23 protein-coding genes are annotated in these 23478 nt (G+C 59.1%); 6 read left to right on the top strand and 17 right to left on the bottom strand.

What is annotated here, in order from left to right; all coding sequences use genetic code 11:
• Nucleotides 1–5 precede the first annotated feature (5 nt).
• Complete coding sequence (locus HGP17_RS05250) at nt 6–239, top strand: BolA family transcriptional regulator (protein ID WP_004108912.1); 234 nt, start codon at nt 6–8, stop codon at nt 237–239.
• Here HGP17_RS05250 and HGP17_RS05255 read toward each other — a convergent pair.
• Nucleotides 225–1424 carry a hypothetical protein gene (locus HGP17_RS05255; RefSeq protein WP_168806547.1) on the bottom strand — a complete coding sequence of 400 codons (1200 nt, stop codon included), beginning with the start codon at nt 1422–1424 and terminating at the stop codon, nt 225–227. The two genes, HGP17_RS05250 and HGP17_RS05255, sit on opposite strands and share 15 nt — an antisense overlap.
• A 216-nt stretch (nt 1425–1640) precedes the next feature.
• The gene (locus HGP17_RS05260) at nt 1641–1943 is read right to left on the bottom strand and encodes a hypothetical protein (protein WP_168806550.1); all 303 of its coding nucleotides are present in this window, start codon (nt 1941–1943) and stop codon (nt 1641–1643) included.
• Nucleotides 1944–2321: 378 nt separating this feature from the next.
• On the opposite strand from HGP17_RS05260, the gene grxD reads away from it, so the two are divergent.
• The 3 genes from grxD (at nt 2322) to HGP17_RS05275 (ending at nt 5323) form a co-directional block, all read left to right on the top strand.
• Entirely contained in the window at nt 2322–2657 is a 336-nt protein-coding gene (gene grxD, locus HGP17_RS05265) for a Grx4 family monothiol glutaredoxin (protein WP_168806552.1), read from the top strand.
• A 139-nt stretch (nt 2658–2796) separates the two neighbouring features.
• Complete coding sequence (locus HGP17_RS05270; protein WP_168808101.1) at nt 2797–4029, top strand: multidrug effflux MFS transporter; 1233 nt, start codon at nt 2797–2799, stop codon at nt 4027–4029.
• A 13-nt stretch (nt 4030–4042) separates the two neighbouring features.
• On the top strand, nt 4043–5323 hold the full coding sequence (locus HGP17_RS05275; RefSeq protein WP_168806554.1) for a multidrug effflux MFS transporter: 1281 nt from the start codon (nt 4043–4045) through the stop codon (nt 5321–5323).
• A gap of 15 nt (nt 5324–5338) precedes the next feature.
• Here the strand turns inward: HGP17_RS05275 and HGP17_RS05280 are convergent, their stop codons facing one another.
• The 13 genes from HGP17_RS05280 to HGP17_RS05340 all read right to left on the bottom strand — a co-directional run bounded on the left by HGP17_RS05280 (nt 5339) and on the right by HGP17_RS05340 (nt 17496).
• Nucleotides 5339–6274 (bottom strand): adenylate/guanylate cyclase domain-containing protein, encoded by a 936-nt coding sequence (locus HGP17_RS05280; RefSeq protein ID WP_168806556.1) that lies wholly within the window; start codon nt 6272–6274, stop codon nt 5339–5341.
• A 117-nt stretch (nt 6275–6391) separates the two neighbouring features.
• Entirely contained in the window at nt 6392–7216 is an 825-nt protein-coding gene (locus HGP17_RS05285; RefSeq protein ID WP_168806558.1) for an inositol monophosphatase family protein, read from the bottom strand.
• A gap of 13 nt (nt 7217–7229) precedes the next feature.
• Nucleotides 7230–8060, bottom strand: coding sequence for an inositol monophosphatase family protein (locus tag HGP17_RS05290; protein WP_168806560.1), 831 nt, complete (start codon nt 8058–8060; stop codon nt 7230–7232).
• Between the two features lie 74 nt (nt 8061–8134).
• Nucleotides 8135–9025 (bottom strand): tRNA 2-thiocytidine(32) synthetase TtcA, encoded by an 891-nt coding sequence (gene ttcA / locus HGP17_RS05295; RefSeq protein WP_168806562.1) that lies wholly within the window; start codon nt 9023–9025, stop codon nt 8135–8137.
• Between the two features lie 60 nt (nt 9026–9085).
• Complete coding sequence (locus tag HGP17_RS05300) at nt 9086–10015, bottom strand: glutaminase (RefSeq protein ID WP_168806565.1); 930 nt, start codon at nt 10013–10015, stop codon at nt 9086–9088.
• A 72-nt stretch (nt 10016–10087) separates the two neighbouring features.
• Nucleotides 10088–10705 carry a 30S ribosomal protein S4 gene (gene rpsD / locus HGP17_RS05305; protein ID WP_168806567.1) on the bottom strand — a complete coding sequence of 206 codons (618 nt, stop codon included), beginning with the start codon at nt 10703–10705 and terminating at the stop codon, nt 10088–10090.
• 665 nt (nt 10706–11370) lie between these two features.
• Nucleotides 11371–11706 carry a hypothetical protein gene (locus HGP17_RS05310; RefSeq protein WP_168806569.1) on the bottom strand — a complete coding sequence of 112 codons (336 nt, stop codon included), beginning with the start codon at nt 11704–11706 and terminating at the stop codon, nt 11371–11373.
• Nucleotides 11707–11775: 69 nt separating this feature from the next.
• Nucleotides 11776–13293 carry an ATP-binding protein gene (locus HGP17_RS05315; RefSeq protein ID WP_168806571.1) on the bottom strand — a complete coding sequence of 506 codons (1518 nt, stop codon included), beginning with the start codon at nt 13291–13293 and terminating at the stop codon, nt 11776–11778.
• A 131-nt stretch (nt 13294–13424) separates the two neighbouring features.
• Entirely contained in the window at nt 13425–14570 is a 1146-nt protein-coding gene (locus tag HGP17_RS05320; protein WP_168806573.1) for an alpha-hydroxy acid oxidase, read from the bottom strand.
• 73 nt (nt 14571–14643) lie between these two features.
• Entirely contained in the window at nt 14644–15108 is a 465-nt protein-coding gene (locus tag HGP17_RS05325; RefSeq protein WP_168806575.1) for a GNAT family N-acetyltransferase, read from the bottom strand.
• 2 nt (nt 15109–15110) lie between these two features.
• On the bottom strand, nt 15111–15911 hold the full coding sequence (gene murI / locus HGP17_RS05330) for a glutamate racemase (protein ID WP_168806577.1): 801 nt from the start codon (nt 15909–15911) through the stop codon (nt 15111–15113).
• Complete coding sequence (locus HGP17_RS05335) at nt 15892–16734, bottom strand: RNA methyltransferase (protein WP_168806579.1); 843 nt, start codon at nt 16732–16734, stop codon at nt 15892–15894. The genes murI and HGP17_RS05335 overlap by 20 nt, the downstream gene beginning before the upstream one ends.
• A 216-nt stretch (nt 16735–16950) precedes the next feature.
• Nucleotides 16951–17496 carry a hypothetical protein gene (locus tag HGP17_RS05340; protein ID WP_168808103.1) on the bottom strand — a complete coding sequence of 182 codons (546 nt, stop codon included), beginning with the start codon at nt 17494–17496 and terminating at the stop codon, nt 16951–16953.
• Between the two features lie 285 nt (nt 17497–17781).
• On the opposite strand from HGP17_RS05340, the gene HGP17_RS05345 reads away from it, so the two are divergent.
• Both HGP17_RS05345 and HGP17_RS05350 read left to right on the top strand, forming a co-directional pair.
• Entirely contained in the window at nt 17782–18996 is a 1215-nt protein-coding gene (locus tag HGP17_RS05345; protein ID WP_168806581.1) for an NADP-dependent isocitrate dehydrogenase, read from the top strand.
• A gap of 120 nt (nt 18997–19116) precedes the next feature.
• Nucleotides 19117–19743, top strand: coding sequence for a glutathione S-transferase family protein (locus HGP17_RS05350; RefSeq protein WP_168806583.1), 627 nt, complete (start codon nt 19117–19119; stop codon nt 19741–19743).
• Nucleotides 19744–19787: 44 nt separating this feature from the next.
• On the opposite strand, the gene HGP17_RS05355 is transcribed toward HGP17_RS05350, so the two are convergent.
• Nucleotides 19788–20639 carry an AraC family transcriptional regulator gene (locus tag HGP17_RS05355; protein WP_168806585.1) on the bottom strand — a complete coding sequence of 284 codons (852 nt, stop codon included), beginning with the start codon at nt 20637–20639 and terminating at the stop codon, nt 19788–19790.
• Nucleotides 20640–20775: 136 nt separating this feature from the next.
• Complete coding sequence (gene alaS, locus HGP17_RS05360) at nt 20776–23436, bottom strand: alanine--tRNA ligase (protein WP_168806587.1); 2661 nt, start codon at nt 23434–23436, stop codon at nt 20776–20778.
• Between the last annotated feature and the right edge of the window lie 42 nt (nt 23437–23478).

The following is a 23478-nucleotide window of genomic DNA, read 5'->3' on the forward strand; positions in this document are numbered from 1 at the left end:
CACTCATGCCCATGAACCCCGGCGATATCGAAGACATGATCAAGGCCGGCATTCCCGGCGCCAAGGTGACGATTCGCGACCTGGCCGGGGATGGCGATCATTATGCAGCCGAAGTTGTCGCGGAAGCCTTCCGCGGCAAGAGCCGCGTACAGCAGCACCAGATGGTCTATGATGCCCTGAAGGGTAATATGGGCGGCGTGCTGCACGCCCTGGCGCTGCAGACGTCAGCGCCCGACTGACGCTGCCTGAACATCGACGCCGGAGTTGAACGTCAGCTCCGGCAGGTTTTTCGGCGAAAACGCGGCAAAACGTTCGGCCTGTAATGGGCCTGCGGTCATCAGGGTGAAATCGAACATTGCCCGCATGTCTGGTCCGAGCACATATTGCCGATGGACCCGCAGGAAATCGCGCTTGATCTTCTTGTAATGCTTCTCCGAAAGCATCTGCTTGAAGCGCACGAACAGGATTGAAGCCTGCCGTGCATCCGGGTGCCCACAGACGGCCGCGACCTTGGTCTTATAAAAATGGATCGCATCGGTCAGACAGTGAACGTCCAGCCAGAATATATTGGTGCAGCGTGCGATGAGACCGACGCGCGAGCGCAGAACCGTTGCGGGGCGCATGAGCGCGCATTGCAGGATGGCGCTTCCAAGCGTGGCAAACACCACGCGCTTCCCGTCGAACAATTCAGGTTCGCGCTCCAGCAAAAGACCGACGACGTGTGTTGCTACTGACGATCCCATGCTGTGCGAGGATATGACGATCTCGTCGGCACCCGGCTCATCCAGCGCCTGGCGCACGCTAATGGCACATGCCTCCAGCCATTGTTCGCCGCCGAGCCCGGTCAGACCGGCCATAGCGACCGCCATTTCCCAGTCGGAAAAGAGATGCAGCGTATGCAGCTTTTCGGCCTGCGGCAGGAAACCATAAACAAAGAAGGCCACGGCCAGTGCTATGCTGCCGATATGGCTCCAGCCCGGCAGCCCGAAGATGAACGGCGTGAATGCAATCAAAAGGCTGAGTAGCAGCCCGACCAGCATCAGCATAAAGGGAAAGATGAAGAAAAGGCCGAAGCGCCACGCGTAGCGGAAGTAGCCGACCATGCCGCCGGACGCGGCAACGCTGGCGGCAGCGCGATAGCCTTGCAGCAGTCGGGTGAAGAACGGTCTGCCGTTCAATGCCGAAACGAGATCATTGTGATCGACGATATGAACACGGCTTTGAGTGTGCCAATCCGCAGCTTCGGCCACGACATCGAAATAGGGCGCTCGACCAAAATTCCTGAGCTCGTCGACGGCAACGGAATACCCCCACACAGCAGCGCTCTGCCGCGCCGAACGCTCGTAGCGCGCGCGATGCGCGGCAGCGTCCAAAGGCTCGAAGCCGGGGAAGTGGAGCACCACCCTCTTCCTAATGTCACTCATATTGTCGTCGATCCCTGGGGCGCACTTGCAGCATTATATAGAATGCAGGGCGAAAATCACGGCGTGCCGGCTTTTTCATGGCAGCGCGCAGGAAAACGACCCTGAGAATAACAATATAGGAACCAGAAGATTACGGCCTCATTACCTGCGCGAGTTCGAATGAACATTCTGCAGTTCGAGGCACGTTTTTGAGCAAAGCCCGAAGTGGCCCGATGATCAGCATTCGCGGCCAGGATAAGGCGAATTCTCCGCACAGGAATCAATGGGCGGCGCTGCCATGATTTTCTCGACAATCGGCGCCACGGCCGGCTGCGGCGTGGGAGATGTCGATGCGCGGTAGCCAAAAGCGATGCTGAGAATAAGGACGATGGCGCTGACGGTGACGGCGCTGTTCAACACGGAAGCCCTTGGCGCGCGCACGTGCTCATAATATTCCCGCTCGCCGTCGCTGGTATCATCCGAACCGTAGAACTCGCGTTCCTCACCAACTTGGCCCTCGGAGTAGTGATGATGGCTCATGGTGCCCGCTCCCTCAAAATGCAATGCAATCGCCGCAAGGAACAGGTACGCGCCAATTCGTACCGACCATCGAACTCTACAGGCACTCAGCAGCGCGCAAAACCATAGCTGAGCAATATTCAGTGTCCCTTGCTTTCTTTTTATGTGTGTTGTTCACGCCTGTGGTTGAAGACGCGATTTCAAAACGCACTGTTCAAGAAAAATGGCTAATGAGCGAATTCCGCCGTCTTTCTTAATGAGTGATACCGGAAAGTCATTCATGCGATGAAAAAGACTGATGGTACGTTTTGCGGCTGGAAATCGAATCGGGCGCTTGCTATTTAAGAAAGAGATTTAACGCTGCGGGCCTTGACCCCGCATGTGAAAGGATTTGGACCAATGAGCGGCATTCAGGAATTCATCACCAACGAAGTCAAGAACAACGACGTTGTTCTGTTCATGAAGGGCACGCCTCAGTTTCCGCAGTGTGGCTTCTCGGGCCAGGTGGTTCAGATTCTCGATTATATCGGCGTCGACTATAAGGGCATCAACGTGCTCGCCGACGCCGAAATCCGTCAGGGCATCAAGGACTACTCCAACTGGCCGACCATCCCGCAGCTTTACGTGAAGGGTGAGTTCATCGGCGGTTGCGATATCGTGCGCGAAATGTTCCAGGCGGGTGAGTTGCAGCAGCATTTCCAGGAAAACGGCATCAGCGTTCGCGGCGCCGCCTGACCGGTCACCGGGCTTTTCGTCCGGTTTCCATAGTTCACTTCGATCGATAAGGCGCTACCGCCGGGTGGCGCCTTGATATGTTTATGGGAATAACACCGTGACGACTTCATCCCAGGCTATGTCCCATGGGCAACTGCCCATGGGCAAACGCGAGTTCATCGCACTCGCGGCCTTCCTGATGGCGATCAACTCACTCGCGATCGACATCATGCTCCCTGCCCTTCAGCAGATCGGCTCGTCTCTCGGCGTGATGAACGAAAATCATCGCCAGTACGTGGTGACCGCCTATCTGATCGGCTTCGGCTCGGCCCAGCTGATCTATGGCCCGCTGTCGGATCGTTTCGGCCGCCGCAAACCTTTGTTGATCGGTCTGGTCGTTTACATCATTTCCGCCTTCGGCATCGCGTTGATTCCATCCTTCGCCGGTTTGCTCGCCTTGCGCTTCATCCAGGGTCTGGGCTCGGCGGCAACCCGCGTCATTACCATCTCCATCGTCCGCGACGTCTTCGGCGGCCGCCTGATGGCCGAGGTCATGTCTCTGATCATGATGGTATTCATGATCGTCCCGGTCATCGCGCCTGGAAGCGGACAGATCATCATGCTGGTCAGCACCTGGCACATGATTTTCGTCTTCATCGGCACGATGGCGACCCTGGTCGGTCTGTGGATGTATTTCCGTCTCCCCGAGACGCTGAGACCGGAAAACGTTCGGCCGCTGACAGTCAAATCCGTGGCCTCCGGCTTCAAGATGGTTCTGACCAACCGGGTGGCACTCTGCTATACCCTGGCCAGCACCTTCCTCTTCGGCGCGCTGTTCGGCTTCATCAATTCGGCACAGCAGATCTATAGCGGCATATACGGCCTGGGCGTCTACACGCCCGTAGCCTTTGGCGGCGTGGCGCTTTTCATGGCGCTTTCGTCCTTCATCAACTCACAGCTAGTCGGTCGTTTCGGCATGCGACGTCTGTCGCACGCCGCATTGCTCGGCTTTACGGTCGTCACGTTCCTCTGGCTGCTGGTGCAGCTTTATGGTCCTGCGCCGATGCCCTTCCCGCTGTTCATGGTCTTCTTCGCGCTGGCGATGTTCCAGTTCGGCTGGATCGGCTCGAATTTCAACTCGCTCGCCATGGAGCCACTCGGCCACGTGGCCGGAACGGCCTCTTCCGTCCTTGGCTTCATGAGCACGGTCGGCGGCGCATCGATCGGTGCCGGCATCGGCCAATATTTCAACGGCACGGCAACACCGATGGTGACAGGCTATTTCACCGTTTCCCTGATTGGTCTGGTGTTCGTGCTCATCGCGGAAAAGGGTCGCCTCTTCCGTCCGCACAACGCGCCGCCACCGGCGGATCAATCTCTCGCTTTGCATTGACAGGCAATTTCATATGACACCGCCTCAAGAACAAAAGCCGGTTGCGTCCGGCTCCAGACGCATCGGCCTCGGCATCGTCGAGTTCATCATCACGATCGCGCTGATGACAGCCAGCATCTCCATGGGCATCGACAGCATGCTGCCGGCGCTGCCGAATATCGGCCAGTCGCTGCATGTCGCCAATGCCAATGACACGCAGCTCGTCATCGGCGTCTATTTCCTCGGCTTCGGCATCTGCCAGCTTTTCTTCGGCAGCCTGTCGGATACCTACGGCCGGCGCGGCATCCTGCTGGGCGGTCTCGCTTTCTATACGGTGACATTGTTTGCGGCAGCCTGGAGCGGCAGCCTCTTTGCACTGCTTGCCATGCGCTTCGCACAGGGCGTCGGCGCGGCGGCCGTGCGCATCACAACGCTTGCGATCGTGCGCGATTGTTTCGGCGGCCGCGAAATGGCACGCGTCATGTCCTATGTCATGATCGTCTTCATGATCATGCCGATGGTCGCGCCCTTTGTCGGCCAGATGATCGTAGCTTATTCGAGCTGGGAGTGGATTTTCATCCTGCTGGGTATCGTCAGCGCCGGGCTCTTCCTGGTCGCTTTCTTCCGCATGAAGGAGACGCTGCCGGCTGAAGAGCGCCTGCCGCTCTCGGTCGCGTCCGTTCTATCCGGATTCAAGACCGTCCTGACAAACCGCATCACGTGCGGCTACATGATCGGCCTGACGCTCTATACCGGCGTCATCTGCGCCTACATCGTTTCCGTGCAACAGGTCTTCGGTGAAGTCTACGGGCTTGGCGAAACCTTCCCGATCGCCTTCGCCGCAACGGCTGCCGGCACTGCCGTCGCACAGTTCGCCAACGGCTATTTCGTCCGCAGCTTCGGCATGCGCCGCATCTCGCACGCCGCAATGATCGTTTTCACCCTGCTGGGCGCCATCGGCTATATCGCCGGCATGTTTGGCCAGCCGAGCTTTACGTTCATCTATGTGCTGATTTCGGTGATGCTGATGATGTTCGCGGTCATCACGACCAACTGCATGGCCATCAGCCTCGAGCCGATGGGACACCTTGCGGGTACGGCTGCAGCCATCACCAGCTCGGTCTCCACCACGGTCGGCGTTCTTCTCGGCGGTATCGTCGGGCAGATGTTTGACGGCACTGCCCAGCCGCTGATCGCAGGCTTCACCGTGTTCGGTATCCTGTCGATCATCGCAACGCTATGGGCGGAAAAAGGCAAGCTCTTCACGCATCCCGGCGATACGCCGGCATTGGAACCCGGCATGGGCCACGTCTGATCGACGTGGCCTTCCTCAAGCGCCGCGGCGCGGGCGGCTGACCCAGCGCACCGCCGCGGCAATGGCAAGACCGAACAAGGGCCAGACGGCCCATGACGTGCCATGCCAGGTGAAGAGGTTGATTGCGACGATGCCGATACCGGTGATCACGAGGCTGGCAATCGTCATGTCGATCTGCTTGTTGCTGCGAACGAAGCGATAGGCTGTGACCCACAAGATAACGAGAATCGGCCATTTGGCCCAGAATTCACCATGCCAGGTCAATCCGTTCAGCACGGCAAGGCCTACACAGATGATGAGTGGCGTACCGTAATTCAGCCGCCAATCGTCCAACAACGAGTCTCGCGCCGCCATCTCCGGCGCCTGCTGCGTCTGGGCCGGTTGCGGATCGCCTCGATAGTCCGCCCTGCTGGTGTCCACCACCTGCACGTCACCAACTCTTACGGCATAGCTTGGGACACCGCCTTCGATGTTCTTCACCTCGAGCTGGCCGAGGAAATCGAAGCCGACGGCGAGCTTGTTGCGAACCTGATCGTAAACCGTGTTCGAGATGACGATACCGCCGGGTGCGGCTCGTGACTGCAGCCGTGCTGCAATATTCACACCGTCACCGTAAAGATCGCTACCATCGGCAATCACGTCGCCGAGGTTGAGGCCGATGCGGAAAAGCATCCGCTTGTCGATGTCCATCGCGGCATTATAGCCGGCAAGCTCGTTCTGGACGTCGATCGCCGCCCTGACGGCCTCGACAACGCTGGGGAATTCGGCAAACACGCCGTCACCCCAGGTGTTGATCACGCGGCCGCTATGGGCCTCGATCAGCCTCGTCATGGCATCGCGGTAACGCCTGAGCGTCGCAAGCGTGCCTTCCTCGTCCTTGCCCATAAGGCGCGAATAATCCTGCACGTCTGCGCAGAAGATCGTGGTCAGCTTGCGGTTCGTCTCGGACATGGCCTCACCCTCACAGCAAGCGCCGGACACGGCCTTTGCCTGTTGTAGCAAAGATAACGCCACCGACGCGACTTTCCAAGACCTCGCGTCGGCTATCGAGCGCGCCTGGTGAGCTCGCTATACGGTGAAAACCTCGCGGCGCAGCACGTCCCAGGATTCTTGGTCGACCGCCACCAGCAGGCCGCCGTCAAGATGGTGAGGCAGATAGGGCGAGCCGTCGAAACGGCGCACGTATGCACCGGCTTCGGCAGCGATCAACGATCCTGCCAGATGATCCCAGGGCATCAGCTTGTTGTACATGAGATAGTGGACGTGACCGCCAGCGAGCGTGCGATACTCATGCGCCGCACACCGATAGTTGGTGGAATAACGGACCTTGGCGAGATTGCCCATGATCTCGGGCCGCTTCTCCTTCGGCAGGAAACCGGTCGAGGCCATGCCGACCATGTCTTCCAAAGCGACTGCAGGAGCCACTTTCAATCGCAGTGTTTCGCCATCGGGGCGACGCAGCCATGCGCCGCTGCCGCGCTCTGCCAAAACCCAATCGTCTCCCATGGGATCGAAGATGATGCCGGCCACCGTTTCGCCTTTGGAGACGACGGATGCCATGACGCCGAATGCGGGAATTCCCGAAGCGAAATTGAACGTTCCATCCACCGGATCGACGATGATGGCAAGATCGGCGCCAGGCAGCTTATCCAGTAACGTGGGATCCGCCGCAACGGATTCTTCGCCGATAAACAGCGCCTCTGGCCAAAGCCGCGAAACTTCGGCCTTGACCATCCGCTCGGCTCGCTCGTCAGCTTCCGTCACCAGATCAGTCGCCTCGCTCTTGACGCGGACATCATCGCTCCCGAGCCTGCGAAAGCGTGGCAGAATTTCCATCTGCGCAGCACGGCGTAACACGTGAGCAAGAGTGGTAACGTCAACGAGCGATGTCATGAAAGGTCCTTTCTTACCAGGCGCCGATGATTTCCCGGCGGATCGTTTGCCAGCTGTCTTCATCCGGCGCAGAAATAATGCCGCCCGTCGTCTCGCCCGGGCGATAGGGCGTACCGTCGAATTTTGCCGTATGACCACCCGCTTCCTGATGAGCGAGCACGCCGGCAAGATGATCCCAGGGCATCAGCTTCGAATGGCCGATGAAATGCCATTTACCCGAGGCCACCATCCAATATTCGTAGGCAGAACAATTAAGCGAAAAGGCCATGCGCGTCTTCGCCAGATTGGTGGCGATGCGCGAGCGCTCTGGCTCATCCATGTGTCCCCAGGAGATCGCCCCCGTCATGGCGCTCAAAGGAACCGGTGCGGCAACGGAAAGCCGTTTCGTCTGCCCTGCCCTGCGGCGCAGGAACGTCCCGCCCCCCTTCATGGCAGTCACCGTATCGCCGAGAACGCAATCATGGATAATGCTGGCGATCGTCTCGCCATTCGCAATGACCGCAAGGATGGTCCCGAAGACCGGCAGGCCTGCCGCGAAGTTAAACGTTCCGTCGACCGGATCGATCGTAAAAGCAAGTTCTGCATGCGCCAACGCAGGCACAACGGACTTGTCGGCCTCATAGGCCTCTTCGCCGACGATCAACGCGTTGGGGAAACGAACCCTGAGTGCCGCGGCAATATGCTTTTCCGCCAGAAGATCGGCCTCCGTCACCAGATCGATGGCCGAGGTCTTTTCCGATATGTCGCCGGCTTCCAGATTGCGAAAGCGCGGCAGGATTTCCAATGCCGCCGCTTCGGCGACCGTCGTCATGAGATAGTCGAAATCTGTGTCGGAGAGGGTCATTGGAGGCCTTTGCTTTCGAAGGGCCTCCTCTTATGCCCGATTCGATGACGATGGTGTGGCAAAAGCGCGGAAACTTAGTCGGTTCGCTCCGCGGAGGATCCACCGGCCATCAATGCAGCGAAATCAAAGAGTTTCGGGTCGAGCAGATGCGAGGGATTCACGTGTGCAAGCGCGCGCAACATTGTGTCCTTACGGCCGGGCATGCGTCGCTCGATATCCGCCAGCATGTCCTTCATGGCATTGCGCTGCAAACCATCCTGCGAACCGCAGAGATCGCAGGGAATGATCGGAAACTGCATGGCGGTCGCAAACTTGGCAAGATCGTCCTCTGCCGCATAGGCGAGCGGACGAAGAAGCATCAGATCGCCTTCGTCATTGAGCAGCTTCGCAGGCATGGAAGCCAGACGACCGCCATGGAAGAAGTTCATGAAGAAGGTTTCGAGGATGTCCTCGCGGTGATGGCCGAGCACCAGCGCATCACAGCCCTCCTCACGGGCGATGCGATAGAGATTGCCGCGACGCAGACGCGAACAGAGCGAGCAGTACGTCGCCCCTTCCGGCACCTTTTCCTTCACGATCGAATAGGTGTCGCGATATTCGATTCGATGGGCAACGCCGATCTTGGTGAGATATTCGGGCAGAACATGCTTCGGAAAATTCGGCTGACCCTGATCCAGATTGCAGGCAACCAATTCCACAGGCAGCAGACCCCGCCATTTGAGATCGAGCAACAACGCCAGCAGACCATAGGAATCCTTGCCGCCGGAAAGGCCAATCAGCCAGCGCTTCTGGCGCTTCAGCATCTGGAAATCTTCCATGGCCTGACGAACCTGCCGCAGCAGGCGCTTGCGCAGCTTGTTGAAGGAAACCGATCGCGGCGCATCCGAAAACATTGGATGAACGGCAGCGCCGCCATCTTCAGCCTCGATATCGATGTCGTCCTTCACCGTCGTCGCGATATTCATCTGGTAATCCTTTGGATCTCGCCCCGCTGATAGCAGAAAGCGAGACGAGAAGACACGGTATCAATCACCGAATACGGACCAGCCTGTCCGCGCCGCGAGCATTTCCAAGGCAACGGCACCGAGCTGGGAGTTTCCGACCTTGTTGAGGCCCGGCGACCAGGCGGCGATCGAGCCGATGCCCGGCGCCACCGCCAGGATACCGCCGCCGACGCCGCTCTTGCCCGGCAGGCCGACATGATAGGCAAAATCCCCCGAGCCGTCGTAATGGCCGCACGTCAGCATCAATGCATTGATGCGCCGCGCCCGCTTCGGCGAGACGACGGAATGTCCGGTGATCGGATTGCTGCCGCGTGCAGCGAGATAGAGCCCTGCCTTGGCAAGCTGCTGGCAGCTCATCGACAGCGCGCACTGATGGAAATAGACCCCAAGCACATGCTCGACCGGGTGATGAATATTTCCGTAGGCGCGCATGAAGTTGGCAAGCGCGAAATTGCGATAACCGGTCTGTGTCTCCGACTTCGCCACCCTGTCGTCGATGCTGATCGATTCGTCATCAGCGACGTAACGGACGAAGCGGAGCAGCTCGCCGATTGCCTCGCGCGGCTCATGACCTGCCAGCACGACATCACTGATGGCGATAGCACCGGCATTGATGAAAGGATTGCGAGGAATACCCTCTTCGCGCTCGAGCTGGACGATGGAGTTGAAGGCCGTGCCCGACGGCTCGCGCCCCACCCGCTTCCAAAGGCTCTCGCCGACCTTGCCGAGCGCCAACGTCAGCATGAAAACCTTGGAGATACTCTGGATGGAGAAGGGAACTGCGGCATCGCCGATGCTATAGACATCGCCGTCTACGGTTGCGATCGCCATACCGAATTGGTTGGGATCAACTTTTGCCAGCTCCGGAATGTAATCCGCAACCTTGCCCTCGCCGATGCGCGGCGAAAGCTCCGCATGGATACCGTCGAGAATACCCTGCAAATCCGTCATGAGGCGCTCCAAAGACAAAAAAGCCGCTCAATAAGAGCGGCTTTTTCATTCATCAAGAAAGTTATCCGCTTATTAACGCGAATAGAATTCGACGACGAGCTGCGGTTCCATGACAACGGCGTAAGGCACGTCGGAGAGGGTCGGAACGCGAGCGAAGGTTGCGACCATCTTGTTGTGGTCGGCTTCAACATATTCCGGAACGTCGCGCTCAGCGAGAGCAACCGATTCGAGAACAGTGACCATCTGCTTGGACTTTTCGCGAACTTCGATAACGTCGCCAGCCTTGCAGCGGTACGAACCGATGTTGACGCGAACGCCGTTAACGGTGACGTGGCCATGGTTGACGAACTGACGGGCTGCGAAGACGGTCGGAACGAATTTCGCGCGGTAGACGATCGCGTCGAGGCGCGACTCGAGCAGGCCGATCAGGTTCTCCGAGGTGTCGCCCTTGCGGCGGTTGGCTTCGTCGAAGATGGCGCGGAACTGCTTTTCACGCAGGTCGCCGTAGTAGCCCTTCAGCTTCTGCTTGGCGCGCAGCTGCACACCGAAGTCCGAAAGCTTGCCCTTGCGGCGCTGGCCGTGCTGGCCCGGGCCGTATTCGCGGCGGTTCACCGGGGACTTCGGACGGCCCCAGATGTTTTCGCCCATACGGCGGTCAATTTTGTACTTGGACGATTCGCGCTTGCTCATCGCATTTCCTTTCAAGTGTTATGGCGGCCCGTTGCCGAACCGCGAAGGAAACACGCCCTCCTCTGAACTCCGTTTTCGAGCTCTGACAGGCTTCTCACGTTAGCGAACGGACGAAGCCACGGGACATGTCAAATGAAACACCGGACATTTCTGCCCGGCGTTGAGGCGGTCTCTAAGCGGTCGTCATGAAAATGTCAACAGCTGGCCAACGACCGTCACCGAGATTATATCGAGAAATGCTGCATGACATGCGAACGAAGGTAATCAGTTTACGCTCTGTCTTTTGGTAAGCTGAACTCTTATTTCACGCCAGAGAAGAAAATAGATTGGCGACTTAGCCAACCTCTTGGACACAATGCCATCTTTTAGGAAAAGACCGGCGCCCAGTGAGAGCATGCAACTAACGATACTAAACGGAAATAGAACGAACATTCCGACGACACATAACCAGAAGATAATCTGCATGAAATGAGTGACGCCGCCAGTTACCGATGCGACATACACCTCGCAAAATATTGTGACAAAAAAAGTAGCAAAAACTACAACCAAAATTAGGTTTAGTCTTCGGTTCATTATTAAGCTCTCCCTAAGCCGGTACGCACTCCACTATTCAGCAGGTACCCGACCCGCTTCAGCCATATGAGGCGTTAGGGTCAGCGCCATCGCTATCGCCCGACCTCGTCAAGCATCCGGCGCCCGATGGCAAAGGCGCGCGCATCGCCGCGCTCCATCAAGGCGTTCGCTATCACCTGTGCCTTCTGTGCCAAATCAGGCAGCCGATCCAGATTGATATTGTCAAGAAGGCGGGTGCCGTAGCGGTCAAGCGCGTCTTCGACATTCTCTCGAAGACGCCCTTTCCTTTGTCGATGTTCTGCGCGCATTTCCGCCGCTTGCGATAGGATATTATTGCGACACGCTGCGGGAACTAGAACCTCCACCCTCACTAGGTCGGACGCTCCACCACTTTCCCTATATCGCTGGATCCTGTCACGCGCGACCATGAATTCATCTCCTGCGACGATGAATATGAGCGTATCCCGGATACGGATCAAGAGTGCCCGAATCTCGGGCTATTCCGCTGCCGCCTGCTCGCCGCCATGCAGATCGGGCGCATTGGCATCGCCCGGCGCCGTCTGCGATCCCATATCCGGGAAGGCGACGATGCGCTTGCCGGAAAAATCCGTATGAACGACGACGCTGCCCTGCTCTTCAAAATAGCTCAGCAGCCGGCGCGCACGACGGGCCGAATGGGTGCCGTAGGCTCGAGCGATGCGGGCATCGGATGGGCAAGGCTCGCCGCTGATGGCGGCCTTGGCCAGCATCAGGAAAACGCCCTGCAGATCGTCGGTAACGCTGGTCGAAAGAGACAGTGCCGTTGCCCACTGGTCCGTCGCCATGACCTCATCGTCGGCGCCCGAGCGCGTAATCGCTACGCGGCGCCGGAATTCCGACAGGCTCATCGGCGCGCCGGGAACGCGGCGCATGCGCAGCCGCACGAGAAACTCTTGATACAGCACCGAATCCGTGCGGAAGCCGGAGGCCGGATCATCGAGGATCTCCGAAAGAACGGCGATAACCCTCGCCTCTCGGTCCTCGCTCGATATTTCAGGCTGGCTGACCTTGGGTTCCGAAGGCGTCGGGCTTGCGGCCGGCACGGAGCGGGAAAGCTCGGCCAGAATATCGGTCGTCGGACGCGGCGTCGGCGTTGCACGGCGCACAATGGCTTTCGAAAATTCTTCGGGGTCCGGCGTAAAGATCAGATCTTCCACATCCTGCGGCGCATCCGGCAGCGGCATCAGTTTCGGGCTGGAAGAGCGCGCCGATGTTTCTACCGTGCCGATGGTGATCGGCAACGGGCGGCGCGAGAGTGCCGGCCCGAGGGCTACGAAATTGCCGCGCTTCAGATCTCGGAACATCTCGGCCTGGCGGCGGTCCATACCCAGAAGGTCGGCCGCACGTGCCATGTCGATGTCGAGGAAGGTGCGGCCCATCAAGAAGTTGGAGGCCTCGGCCGCAACGTTCTTGGCAAGCTTCGCCAGGCGCTGCGTGGCGATGACGCCGGCAAGACCGCGCTTTCGGCCACGGCACATCAGATTGGTCATGGCGCCTAGCGACATCTTGCGCGCGTCTTCCGAGACGTCGCCGCCGACCGAGGGCGCAAACATCTGCGCTTCGTCGACCACGACCAGCACCGGATACCAGAATTCACGATCGGCATCGAACATGCCATTCAGAAACGCGGCTGCTGCGCGCATCTGCTGCTCGATATCGAGCCCTTCAAGCGTCAGTACGCAGGAGACGCGGTGTTGGCGAATACGGTTGGCAATGCCGGCAAGCTCTGCTTCCGTGCGCTCGCCATCCACGACCACATGCCCGAACTTGTCGGCCAGCGTGACGAAATCGCCTTCGGGATCGATGATGACCTGCTGCACCCATTGCGCCGACTGTTCGAGCAGGCGCCTCAAAAGATGCGATTTTCCGGAACCGGAATTGCCCTGTACCAGGAGACGCGTCGCCAGCAGCTCCTCGATATCGAGCTGGGCGCTGGTCCCGCCGGACGCCGTTCCCATGTCGATGCCGACCTGCAATGCACTTCCCCTATGAGCGAGAATCAAACGCGGATGCCTGTCCCATCTTTCTGAAAGGACGCGTCTCCGTCTAGCAAAGATTTACAAGTTTCGCGCCCGTGGATTGAAGAAACCCACAGGCGATTGCGATATCAGCGAAACCGCAGATTGGCCCGAGACAGCTGGCTGACGGAAGTGCAACCCATGAGCTTCATGTCGCGCTCCACTTCGGTGCGCAGGTGCCGCAGCGCCCGTTCCACGCCCGCCTGACCGGCAGCGGCCAGCGGATAGAGATAGAAGCGACCGAGACCGACTGCCTTGGCGCCAAGCGACAACGCCTTCAATACATGCGTGCCGCGCTGGACGCCGCCATCCATCACCACATCGATGCGGTGGCCGACGGCGTCGACGATCTCGGCAAGCTGATCGAATGCGGAGCGAGAACCGTCCAGCTGCCGGCCGCCGTGGTTGGACAGCACGATACCGGTGCATCCGATATCGACGGCGCGCTTGGCATCCTCGACCGACATGATGCCCTTCAGGCAAAATTGCCCGTCCCAGAGCTTGACCATCTCGGCCACGTCGTTCCAGTTCATCGACGGATCGAGCATCTCGGTGAAATATTTGCCGATCGACATGGCGCCGCCGCTCATATCCACATACTCGTCCAGCTGCGGCAGGCGGAACTTCTCGTGCGTCACATAATTCAGCGCCCAGGCGGGCTTGATGGCAAACTGCGTAAGTCCCGCCAGATTGAGCTTGAACGGGATAGAAAATCCGGTGCGAAGATCGCGCTCGCGATTGCCGCCGGTGATGCTGTCGACCGTCAGCATCATGACGTTGACGCCGGCCTCCTTCGCCCGCGCCATCATCGCCCGGTTCAGGCCGCGGTCCTTGTGGAAATAAAACTGATAGACCTGCGGTCCCGCATGCTTCTTGCGGACTTCCTCAAGACTGACAGTGCCGAGCGAGGAAACGCCGAACATGGTGCCGAGCGAGGCGGCAGCGGCTGCAACCGCGTTCTCGCCCTGATGATGGAACAGCCGCTGCAAGGCCGTCGGGGAGCAGTAGAACGGCGTCGCAAGCTTTTGTCCCATGACGGTGACAGACATGTCGATCTCGCTGACGCCGCGCAGGACGTTGGGAACGAGATCGCAACTCTCGAAGCTCGAAGTATTCCGACGCAGTGTTACCTCGTCGTCGGCAGCACCGTCGATATAGTTGAAGATCGGACCGGGAAGACGCTTTTTCGCAAGAAGACGAAAATCATGAAAATTGTGGCATTCACGCAGGCGCATAGTTCGCCTCGACATTTTCAAAAGACATCAATTATCAAACTCCCACTATCCCGCCATTCAGCCCGCTGCTGCATCAAAGCCGGTGCAAACGCGCTTCCCATTTGTAGAGCACATCCGGCTCCTTTTCCTCATTGCCTGCGCCGTCCGACTCGTCAACCATGAAGAAGCCGTGCTTTTCGTAAAAGCGGCGCGCGGGCCCGTTTCTTTGGAATGTCCAGAGCGAAAGCACAGGATAAGCGGACTTGGCGACATCGAGCAGACGGCTGCCGATACCCCGCCCTTGCGCCTCGGGCAGAATGTAAAGCTGCTCGATCCAATCCTCGAGAAAGGCGATGACGCCAACCAGGCGACCCCCCTCTTCCGCGCCCCAGATCTGGCAATCCTTGAAGACGACCGCGCTCCAGAAGCCGACATCCTCTTCCGGCGTATGAAGCCCGGCAAGCGTCGGCAGCCGCTCGTTGAAGGACGCGCGATGGACAGTAGCAGCAGCCGGCATGTCCGCGAATTCGAGTTTACGCAGTGAAATTTTATCAGCCATCGTCAAGCCTTGAGCCCAAAACCCTGCATCAGCCGGCGGGTGGGGAAATCCGGCGCACCGGAGGTGAAAACCGCAAAATCGAAATTATCCGGATGGACGGCATCGGCCGCCTGCGGCACAAGGCTGCGGGCGCGCCTTGCGATCGCTTCGGCCGGATCCAGCCAATCGACCGGCCATGGCGCAAGCCGGCGGAAAATATTGGCCATGAACGGGTAGTGCGTGCAGGCGAGCACGACGATATCGGTCTTGCGACCATCCATCTCGACGAAACACTGATCGATTTCCGTCACGACGGCTTCGTCGGCAATCGCATCGCCACGAATGTAGCTTTCGGCCAGGCGGGCCAGATTTTCAGACCCAACGAGCCGAACATGACATTGGGTCGCGAAAGACTGGATTAAGTCACGCGTGTAGGCGCGCTTGACGGTGCCTGGCGTTGCCAGCACCGAGACGAGGCCGGAACGCGTCCTCTCCGCCGCCGGCTTGATGGCCGGCACGGTTCCGACGAATGTCATCTGGGGGAATGCCGCCCGCAGATCGGCGCCCACAAGCGTAAATGCCGTATTGCACGCAATGATGCAGACTTCCGGATCGTATTGCGTGAGGAGCTTTGCGAAGAGATCGACGATGCGCTCCCTTAGCGCCTGCTCCTCCCATCCACCATAGGGAAAGCCGGCATCGTCGGCGATGTAGACGAAACCGCGCTCCGGCATCAGCACCCGCGCCTCGCGCAGCACGGTCAAACCGCCAATTCCGGAATCGAAGACAAGAACCGGTTTCAGCTCATTCGCCGTTGCTGTCATCGCTGCTGGTTTCCTTGGGTGCCTGGGAAGACCTGGGATGCGAGCCGCTGCCGCGCGGAGAGTTGCGCGTGAAACGGTCGAGAGACGAGATCACCCCGCGAAGGACGCTGATTTCCTGTTCGGTGAACGCCCGGCGCGAGAGGACAGCCCGGAGATTGTCGACCATTTTCGGCTTTTTCCCGGCGGGATGGAAATAATTACGGGCATCCAAAGCCTCCTCGAGTTGGTCGAAGAGGCCGAAGAGCTGATCCTTGGTCGAAGGCCGCTGCTCGATCGCCTGGAAAGGCACCTCGGCAACATCCTCCATGCCCGATTTCATCCACTCATAGGACATCAGGAGCACCGCCTGCGCGATGTTCAGCGACGCAAAGGCCGGATTGACGGGGAAGGTGACGATTTCGTCGGCAAGCGCCACTTCCTCGTTCGTCAGCCCCCAACGCTCGCGGCCGAAAAGAATGCCCGTGCCCTCGCCCGCCTTGAATTTCGTGCGAAGCGTTTCGGCGGCAACGACGGGCGAACGCACCGGCTTGTAGCCATCGCGCTCGCGCGCAGTCGTCGCATAGACAAAATTGAGATCGGCGATCGCCTGCTCCAGCGTCTCATAGACCTTCGTCGCTTCGATGATATGATCCGCCTTCGAAGCCGTTGCCTGAGCGCGCTCATTTGGCCAGCCATCGCGCGGATTGACCAGACGCAACTCCACAAGGCCGAAATTCGCCATGGCGCGCGCCACCATGCCGATATTCTCACCCATCTGCGGCTCGACCAGAATGATGGCCGGTCCTTCAGCCAGAAGTGGACGTTCGCTGTTCGTGCCTGCCATGATGCTTAGTTCTCCGCGCGCGATCTCCGTCGCGCCAGTTCGAGCATGCTCCCGAAAAGTATCAGCGGTTGCCGGAGGATATCATGCTTTATTTGCCGTTTCTGGAGCGGATGATGTCGGATCCATTCAACCTGACATCATCCGGCTCAGGCTCGCAATAACGAGACACCGGCCACTCGGCAAGGTTTTTACGCGTCACCCGGCGGTGACTTTGCCTTATTGCTGCGGCTTTGCCGGCGGCGCCTGGTCCGTGGACGGTTGTTTCTGATCGGCAGGTTGCTGCTGCTGTTGCTTCACGAGATCCTGCATCACGCTCTTGAGCGAACTCGGGCTGCCATTGTCGTCGTTCGTGACGATGTCGTCGATGACGGGTTTTCCCGCTTCCTGGATCACTTCGAAACGCACTGTCGTCGTCTTCTGATAGTCGGCGTCCGATCCCATGCAGGTGGATTTCTTGAAGGTCGCCAGCACTTCCGTCACATCGCCTTTCGGCGGCTGGGCAGCCAGCTTCACGTCTTCCAGCGGACAGGCGTCCTGGGCATTGACGATGACGTCATAGTCGAACGGCGAAATCCCATCCTCATCGGCGGCCGGAAACTGCGCTGCCGCCTGGTATTTCGCTGCAAAATCCTTGCTGTAGACGTCCTTCAGCTTGCTCTCGTCGAAAATGTCCTGCCAGTCGCTATCCCCGCCTGCCCAGTTCGAGACGGTCGCATCCATGATGACCTTGACCGGCGTCGTCGCATCGGCGGCCCACGCCATGGCGGCGCCAAGCGAGAGCTGAAAGAGCGTAAAGGCAAATGCGGAGGCGGCAAATTTCTGCATGGTATGATTCCGTTGCGACAGGCAAAACACCGGCGACATTAGACCCATCGATCGCTTTGGCAATGGCCTGATCTTAAAAAGCGCCGTGTGTCACGAATGATCAAAAACGCGATGTCGAAGGCTCTAGCGGCTTTGCGTTCCGCACTTGCGGTGCTATAGCGCTCGGGACTTCACATTACCCACAGGACCATTCGGTCCCATCAGCTTAAACGAGGCAGAAGTATGAAGAAGATCAAGGTCGCGAACCCCGTTGCCGATCTCGATGGCGATGAAATGACTCGCATCATCTGGCAGTTTATCAAAGACAAACTGATCCATCCTTACCTCGACATCGATATCGACTACTACGACCTCTCGGTCGAGAACCGCGACGCGACCAACGATCAGGTTACCGTCGACGCCGCCAACGCCATCAAGAAGCACGGCGTCGGCATCAAGTGCGCGACGATCACGCCGGACGAAGACCGCGTCAAGGAATTCAACCTCAAGCAAATGTGGAAGAGCCCGAACGGCACGATCCGCAACATCCTCGGCGGCGTCATCTTCCGCGAGCCGATCATCTGCAACAATGTACCGCGCCTCGTCCCTGGCTGGACCAAGCCGATCGTGGTCGGCCGTCATGCCTTCGGCGACCAGTACCGCGCGACCGACTTCAAATTCCCGGGCAAGGGCAAGCTGACCATCAAGTTCGTCGGCGAAGATGGCGAAGTCATCGAAAAGGAAGTCTTCAACGCTCCGGGCGCCGGCGTTGCCATGGCCATGTACAATCTCGACGAGTCGATCCGCGAATTCGCGCGCGCTTCGATGATGTACGGCCTGATGCGCAAGTGGCCTGTCTACCTGTCCACGAAGAACACCATTCTCAAGGCCTATGACGGTCGCTTCAAGGACATCTTCGAAGAAGTCTATCAGACCGAATTCAAGGCGCAGTTCGACGAAGCCGGCATCACCTACGAACACCGCCTGATCGACGACATGGTTGCCTCGGCTCTCAAGTGGTCCGGCGGCTATGTCTGGGCTTGCAAGAACTACGACGGCGACGTTCAGTCCGACACGGTTGCCCAGGGCTTCGGCTCGCTCGGCCTGATGACCTCGGTTCTCTTGACGCCGGATGGCAAGACGGTCGAAGCCGAAGCCGCACACGGCACGGTGACACGTCACTATCGCCAGCACCAGAAGGGCCAGGAAACCTCGACGAACTCGATCGCTTCGATCTTCGCCTGGACCCGTGGCCTCGCGCATCGCGCCAAGCTCGACGACAATGCCGAACTCGCAAAGTTCGCGTCCACGCTCGAAAAGGTCTGCGTCGACACCGTCGAAGCCGGCTTCATGACCAAGGACCTGGCGCTGCTTATCGGTCCGGATCAGCCGTGGCTCTCGACCACCGCGTTCCTCGACAAGATCGACGAAAACCTCAAGAAGGCCATGGCTGCTTAAGCCTTTCGCCATCAAAATCTTTGAAAACCCGGCCTCCGCGCTGGGTTTTCTTTTGCCTGAAATCTTGCCGTTGCAGCCGACCGGTGGCAAAAATGCCTGCATCACATGGGGGAGAAAGAAATGGCCGAAGAACTCGTTTTCTACACCAACCCGATGTCACGCGGACGCATCGCCCGCTGGATGCTCGAGGAGACCGGCCAGCCCTATCGCACCGAATACCTCGACTACGGTACAACGATGAAGGCGCCCGAATACCTGTCGTTAAACCCCATGGGAAAGGTGCCGGCCATCAAGCACGGCGATACCGTTGTCACCGAGGGGGCGGCCATCTGCGCTTATCTGGCTGAAACCTTTCCGGAGGCGGGTCTTGCGCCGACGGCTTCGGAGCGCGGCCGCTATTTTCGCTGGATGTTCTTTGCCGCCGGACCGTTCGAAACCGCAGTGACCAATCGTGCGCTTGGCTTCGAAGTGCCGCCGGAACGTCTGCGCATGGCAGGCTGCGGCAGTTTCGCGAATGTGCTCGATGCCATGGAACACGCGGTCACAACCTCGCCCTACATCGCCGGCGACCGCTTTACCGCCGCCGATGTCTATGTCGGCTCGCATGTTGGCTATGGTCTGAACTTCGGGACAATCGAAAAGCGACCGGCTTTCATCGACTACTGGAACCGCGTGAGTGACCGCGACGCCTACCGCCGCGGCAACGAAATCGATAATGCGGCCATGCCGAAGCCGGCTAACATCTGACAATAGGGGTAGCGAACGAAAATCCGCTACCGGGCACTGCTCCCTTATTGCAGCGGCATGTAAATGTCCGTCAACAGCTCCGTTGGCGGAACGTCACGCGGATTGTTGATATAGTCCTCGAACATCACGGTATCGCGGAGTTGACGCCCGGATGCGGGCAACCACTCGGCATATAGCCATTGGTAGGCCTTGTGCATGTTCGCATAAGGCCCCTTGTGGCGCAGCACCGCATATTCGCCGCCGTCCAGCGAGCGGCGCTCCAGCGGCGCATCCACACTTGTTCCCTCGCCGGCGGTTACGCAGGCATAGGAGCGCAGCTTATCGGCTTCCACGACATCCGGATCGTCGAGATAGATGCCGATCATGCGCATATCTGGGACCGCGAGCCCTCGGGCGAAGATGGTGCCGAACAAGGTTTCGAAAGCTTGGCCGATCTGCATGTAGGAGCCGCGATGGGCGACACCGACCAGTAACATGGGTGAAATGGTGCGAAGCGTAACGTCGAACAAGAGCGTGATCCTTCCTTGGGTGCCGGGTTCGAAGATCGTGTGGCTTCCCTCATTCCGATATCGCGCCGGCGGCATGCCGTAGACGGATTTAAAGATGCGGTTGAACGATTGGAGATTGGGATAGCCCGACCGCCTTGCAATGTCGTTGACGGATAGACAGGTGTTGACGAGATCGCCGGCGGCGCGATGCAGCCGCAGCCGCTTGACGGTCGCCGCTGCCGTTTCGCCATAGATCGCCCGATAGATCCTGTGCCAATGATAGCTGGACATGCAGGCGATTTCGGCGAGCTTCTCCATATCGAGATCATCGTCCAGATGCTCATGGATATAGGCAGAAACCCGCCGCAACCGGGTTTCGTAAAGCGCCCACGCCGTTCCACCACTCATGTCAAACCCCTTGCAAATCGATCGGCCCGACAAGACCATAACCCGATTTGACAAATCCTGCGGAGTTGCCTGGACAAAGAAAAATGGCGGACACCGAAGCATCCGCCATTTCTATTAGAAATAAGAAATCAGCATACTAACTGGCGAGAGCTGAAGAAACCGCCTCAAGCGCCTCGTCGGCCTTGGCGCCATTAGGGCCGCCGGCCTGAGCCATGTCGGGACGGCCGCCGCCGCCTTTGCCGCCGAGCGCGGCTGAGGCGACGCGGACAAGATCGACGGCGCTGAAGCGGCCGATCAGGTCTTCGGTAACGGCGACAACGGCGCTGGCCTTGCCATCCTCGGAGACGCCGATCAACGCGACCACGCCCGAACCGAGACTTGCCTTGGCCTCATCAGCCAAACCCTTAAGATCCTTGGGATCGACACCGGATATCGCCTTGCCGAGGAACTTCACGCCGTTGATGTCGCGAACGGCGTCGGCAGACCCGCCCTGGCCGGCGCCCATGGCGAGCTTGCGCTTGGCATCAGCCAATTCGCGCTCAAGCTTGCGGCGCTCGTCCATCAGCGCTTCAACACGCGAGACGACATCGGCTGGCTGGACCTTCAGCGTCGAAGCGAGGCTCTTCACGCGCTCATCCTGATCGGCGAGATAGGCAAGAGCGGATTCGCCTGTGACAGCTTCGATACGGCGAACGCCAGCACCGACGGCACTGTCGCCGAGAATGCGCACGAGGCCGATCTGGCCGGTCGCGGACACATGCGTACCACCACAAAGCTCGATGGAATAGGGCTTGCCGGCCTTTGCGCCGCGCACGCCCTGCCCCATGGAAACGACGCGCACTTCATCGCCGTACTTCTCGCCGAACAATGCCATGGCGCCTTCGGCGATCGCGTCGTCGACGCTCATGAGGCGGGTCGTCACCGACGAGTTCTGCAGGATGATCTCGTTCGCCATCTCTTCGACGACCTTCAATTCCTCGGCCGTCATCGGCTTGGGATGTGAAACGTCGAAGCGGAGCCGTTCGGGCGCAACGAGCGAACCCTTCTGTGCAACGTGGGTGCCGAGCACTTCGCGCAACGCTTCATGCAACAGATGCGTGGCGGAATGGTTGGCGCGCAGACGCGAACGTCTGGCATGATCGACCGTCAGCACGACGGCATCGCCGACCTTGATCGTCCCATCCGAAACTTCGGCGATATGAACGAAAAGGCCCTCGCCCTTCTTCTGCGTATCGCCAACCGTCAACTTGCCATTGTCGCTCGAGATCACGCCGGTATCGCCCATCTGACCACCGGACTCGCCGTAGAACGGCGTCTGGTTGACGACGATCTGTACCTTGTCGCCGGCTGCGGCGCTCTCGACCGCTACACCGTCCTTGACGATCGCCTGGATGACGCCTTCGGCGGATTCCGTATCGTAGCCCAGGAATTCGGTCGCACCGTTCTTTTCCTTGAGCTCGAACCAGATGGTCTCGGTCGCCTTGTCGCCGGAACCGGTCCAATGCGAACGAGCCTCGGCCTTCTGCCGCTCCATCGCATCGGTAAAGCTGGAAATATCGACGCCGATACCGCGGGCGCGCAAGGCGTCCTGCGTCAGATCGAGCGGGAAACCATAGGTGTCGTAAAGCTTGAAGGCGGTTTCGCCGTCGAGGCTATCGCCCTTGTGCAGCTCGGACGTGGCATCGTTGAGCAGCGACAGGCCGCGTTCCAGCGTCTTGCGGAAACGGGTCTCTTCGAGCTTCAGTGTCTCGGAGGTCAGCGCCTCGGCGCGCACCAGTTCCGGATAGGCACGGCCCATCTGCTGGATCAGCGCCGGCAGCAGCTTCCACATCAATGGTTCCTTGGCGCCAAGCAGCTGCGCATGGCGCATGGCGCGGCGCATGATGCGGCGAAGGACGTAGCCACGGCCTTCATTCGACGGCAGCACGCCATCGGCAATGAGGAAAGCGGAGGAACGCAGATGGTCGGCGATGACGCGATGGCTGGCGCGATGCTCGCCTTCGGCCTTGACGCCGGTCGCCTCTTCCGAAGCCTCGATCAGCGCACGGAACAGGTCGATATCGTAGTTGTCGTGCTTGCCCTGCAGAACGGCGGCAACGCGCTCGAGACCCATGCCTGTGTCGATCGACGGACGCGGCAGGTCGACGCGTTCCTGCTTCGTGATCTGCTCGAACTGCATGAAAACGAGATTCCATATCTCGATGAAACGGTCACCGTCTTCTTCCGGAGAGCCGGGAGGGCCGCCCCAGATGTGATCGCCGTGGTCGTAGAAGATTTCCGAGCAGGGACCGCATGGGCCGGTGTCACCCATCGCCCAGAAATTGTCGCTGGTGGAGATGCGAATGATTTTGTCGTCCGACAGACCGGCGATCTTCTTCCAGAGATTATAAGCGTCATCGTCCGTGTGATAGACCGTGACCAGCAGGCGCTTGGCATCGAGGCCGAACTCCTTGGTGATCAGGTTCCAGGCAAGCTCGATGGCGCGCTCCTTGAAATAGTCGCCAAAGGAGAAGTTGCCGAGCATCTCGAAGAAGGTGTGGTGGCGGGCGGTATAACCGACATTGTCGAGATCGTTATGCTTGCCGCCGGCGCGCACGCACTTCTGCGCCGTGGACGCCGTCGTGTAGGGACGCTGCTCCAGGCCGGTGAAGACGTTCTTGAACTGCACCATGCCGGCGTTGGTGAACATCAATGTCGGATCATTGCGCGGAACCAGCGGGCTCGACGGCACGATCTCGTGACCGTTTTTCTTAAAATAGTCGAGGAAGGTCGACCGGATTTCATTCACACCGCTCATATGGGGCCCTTCAGTCCTGCGCTCAGCAACTTGCGTCAAAGT

The sequence above is a fragment of the Rhizobium sp. P38BS-XIX genome (assembly GCF_012641435.1).
Lineage (GTDB): Bacteria > Pseudomonadota > Alphaproteobacteria > Rhizobiales > Rhizobiaceae > Rhizobium.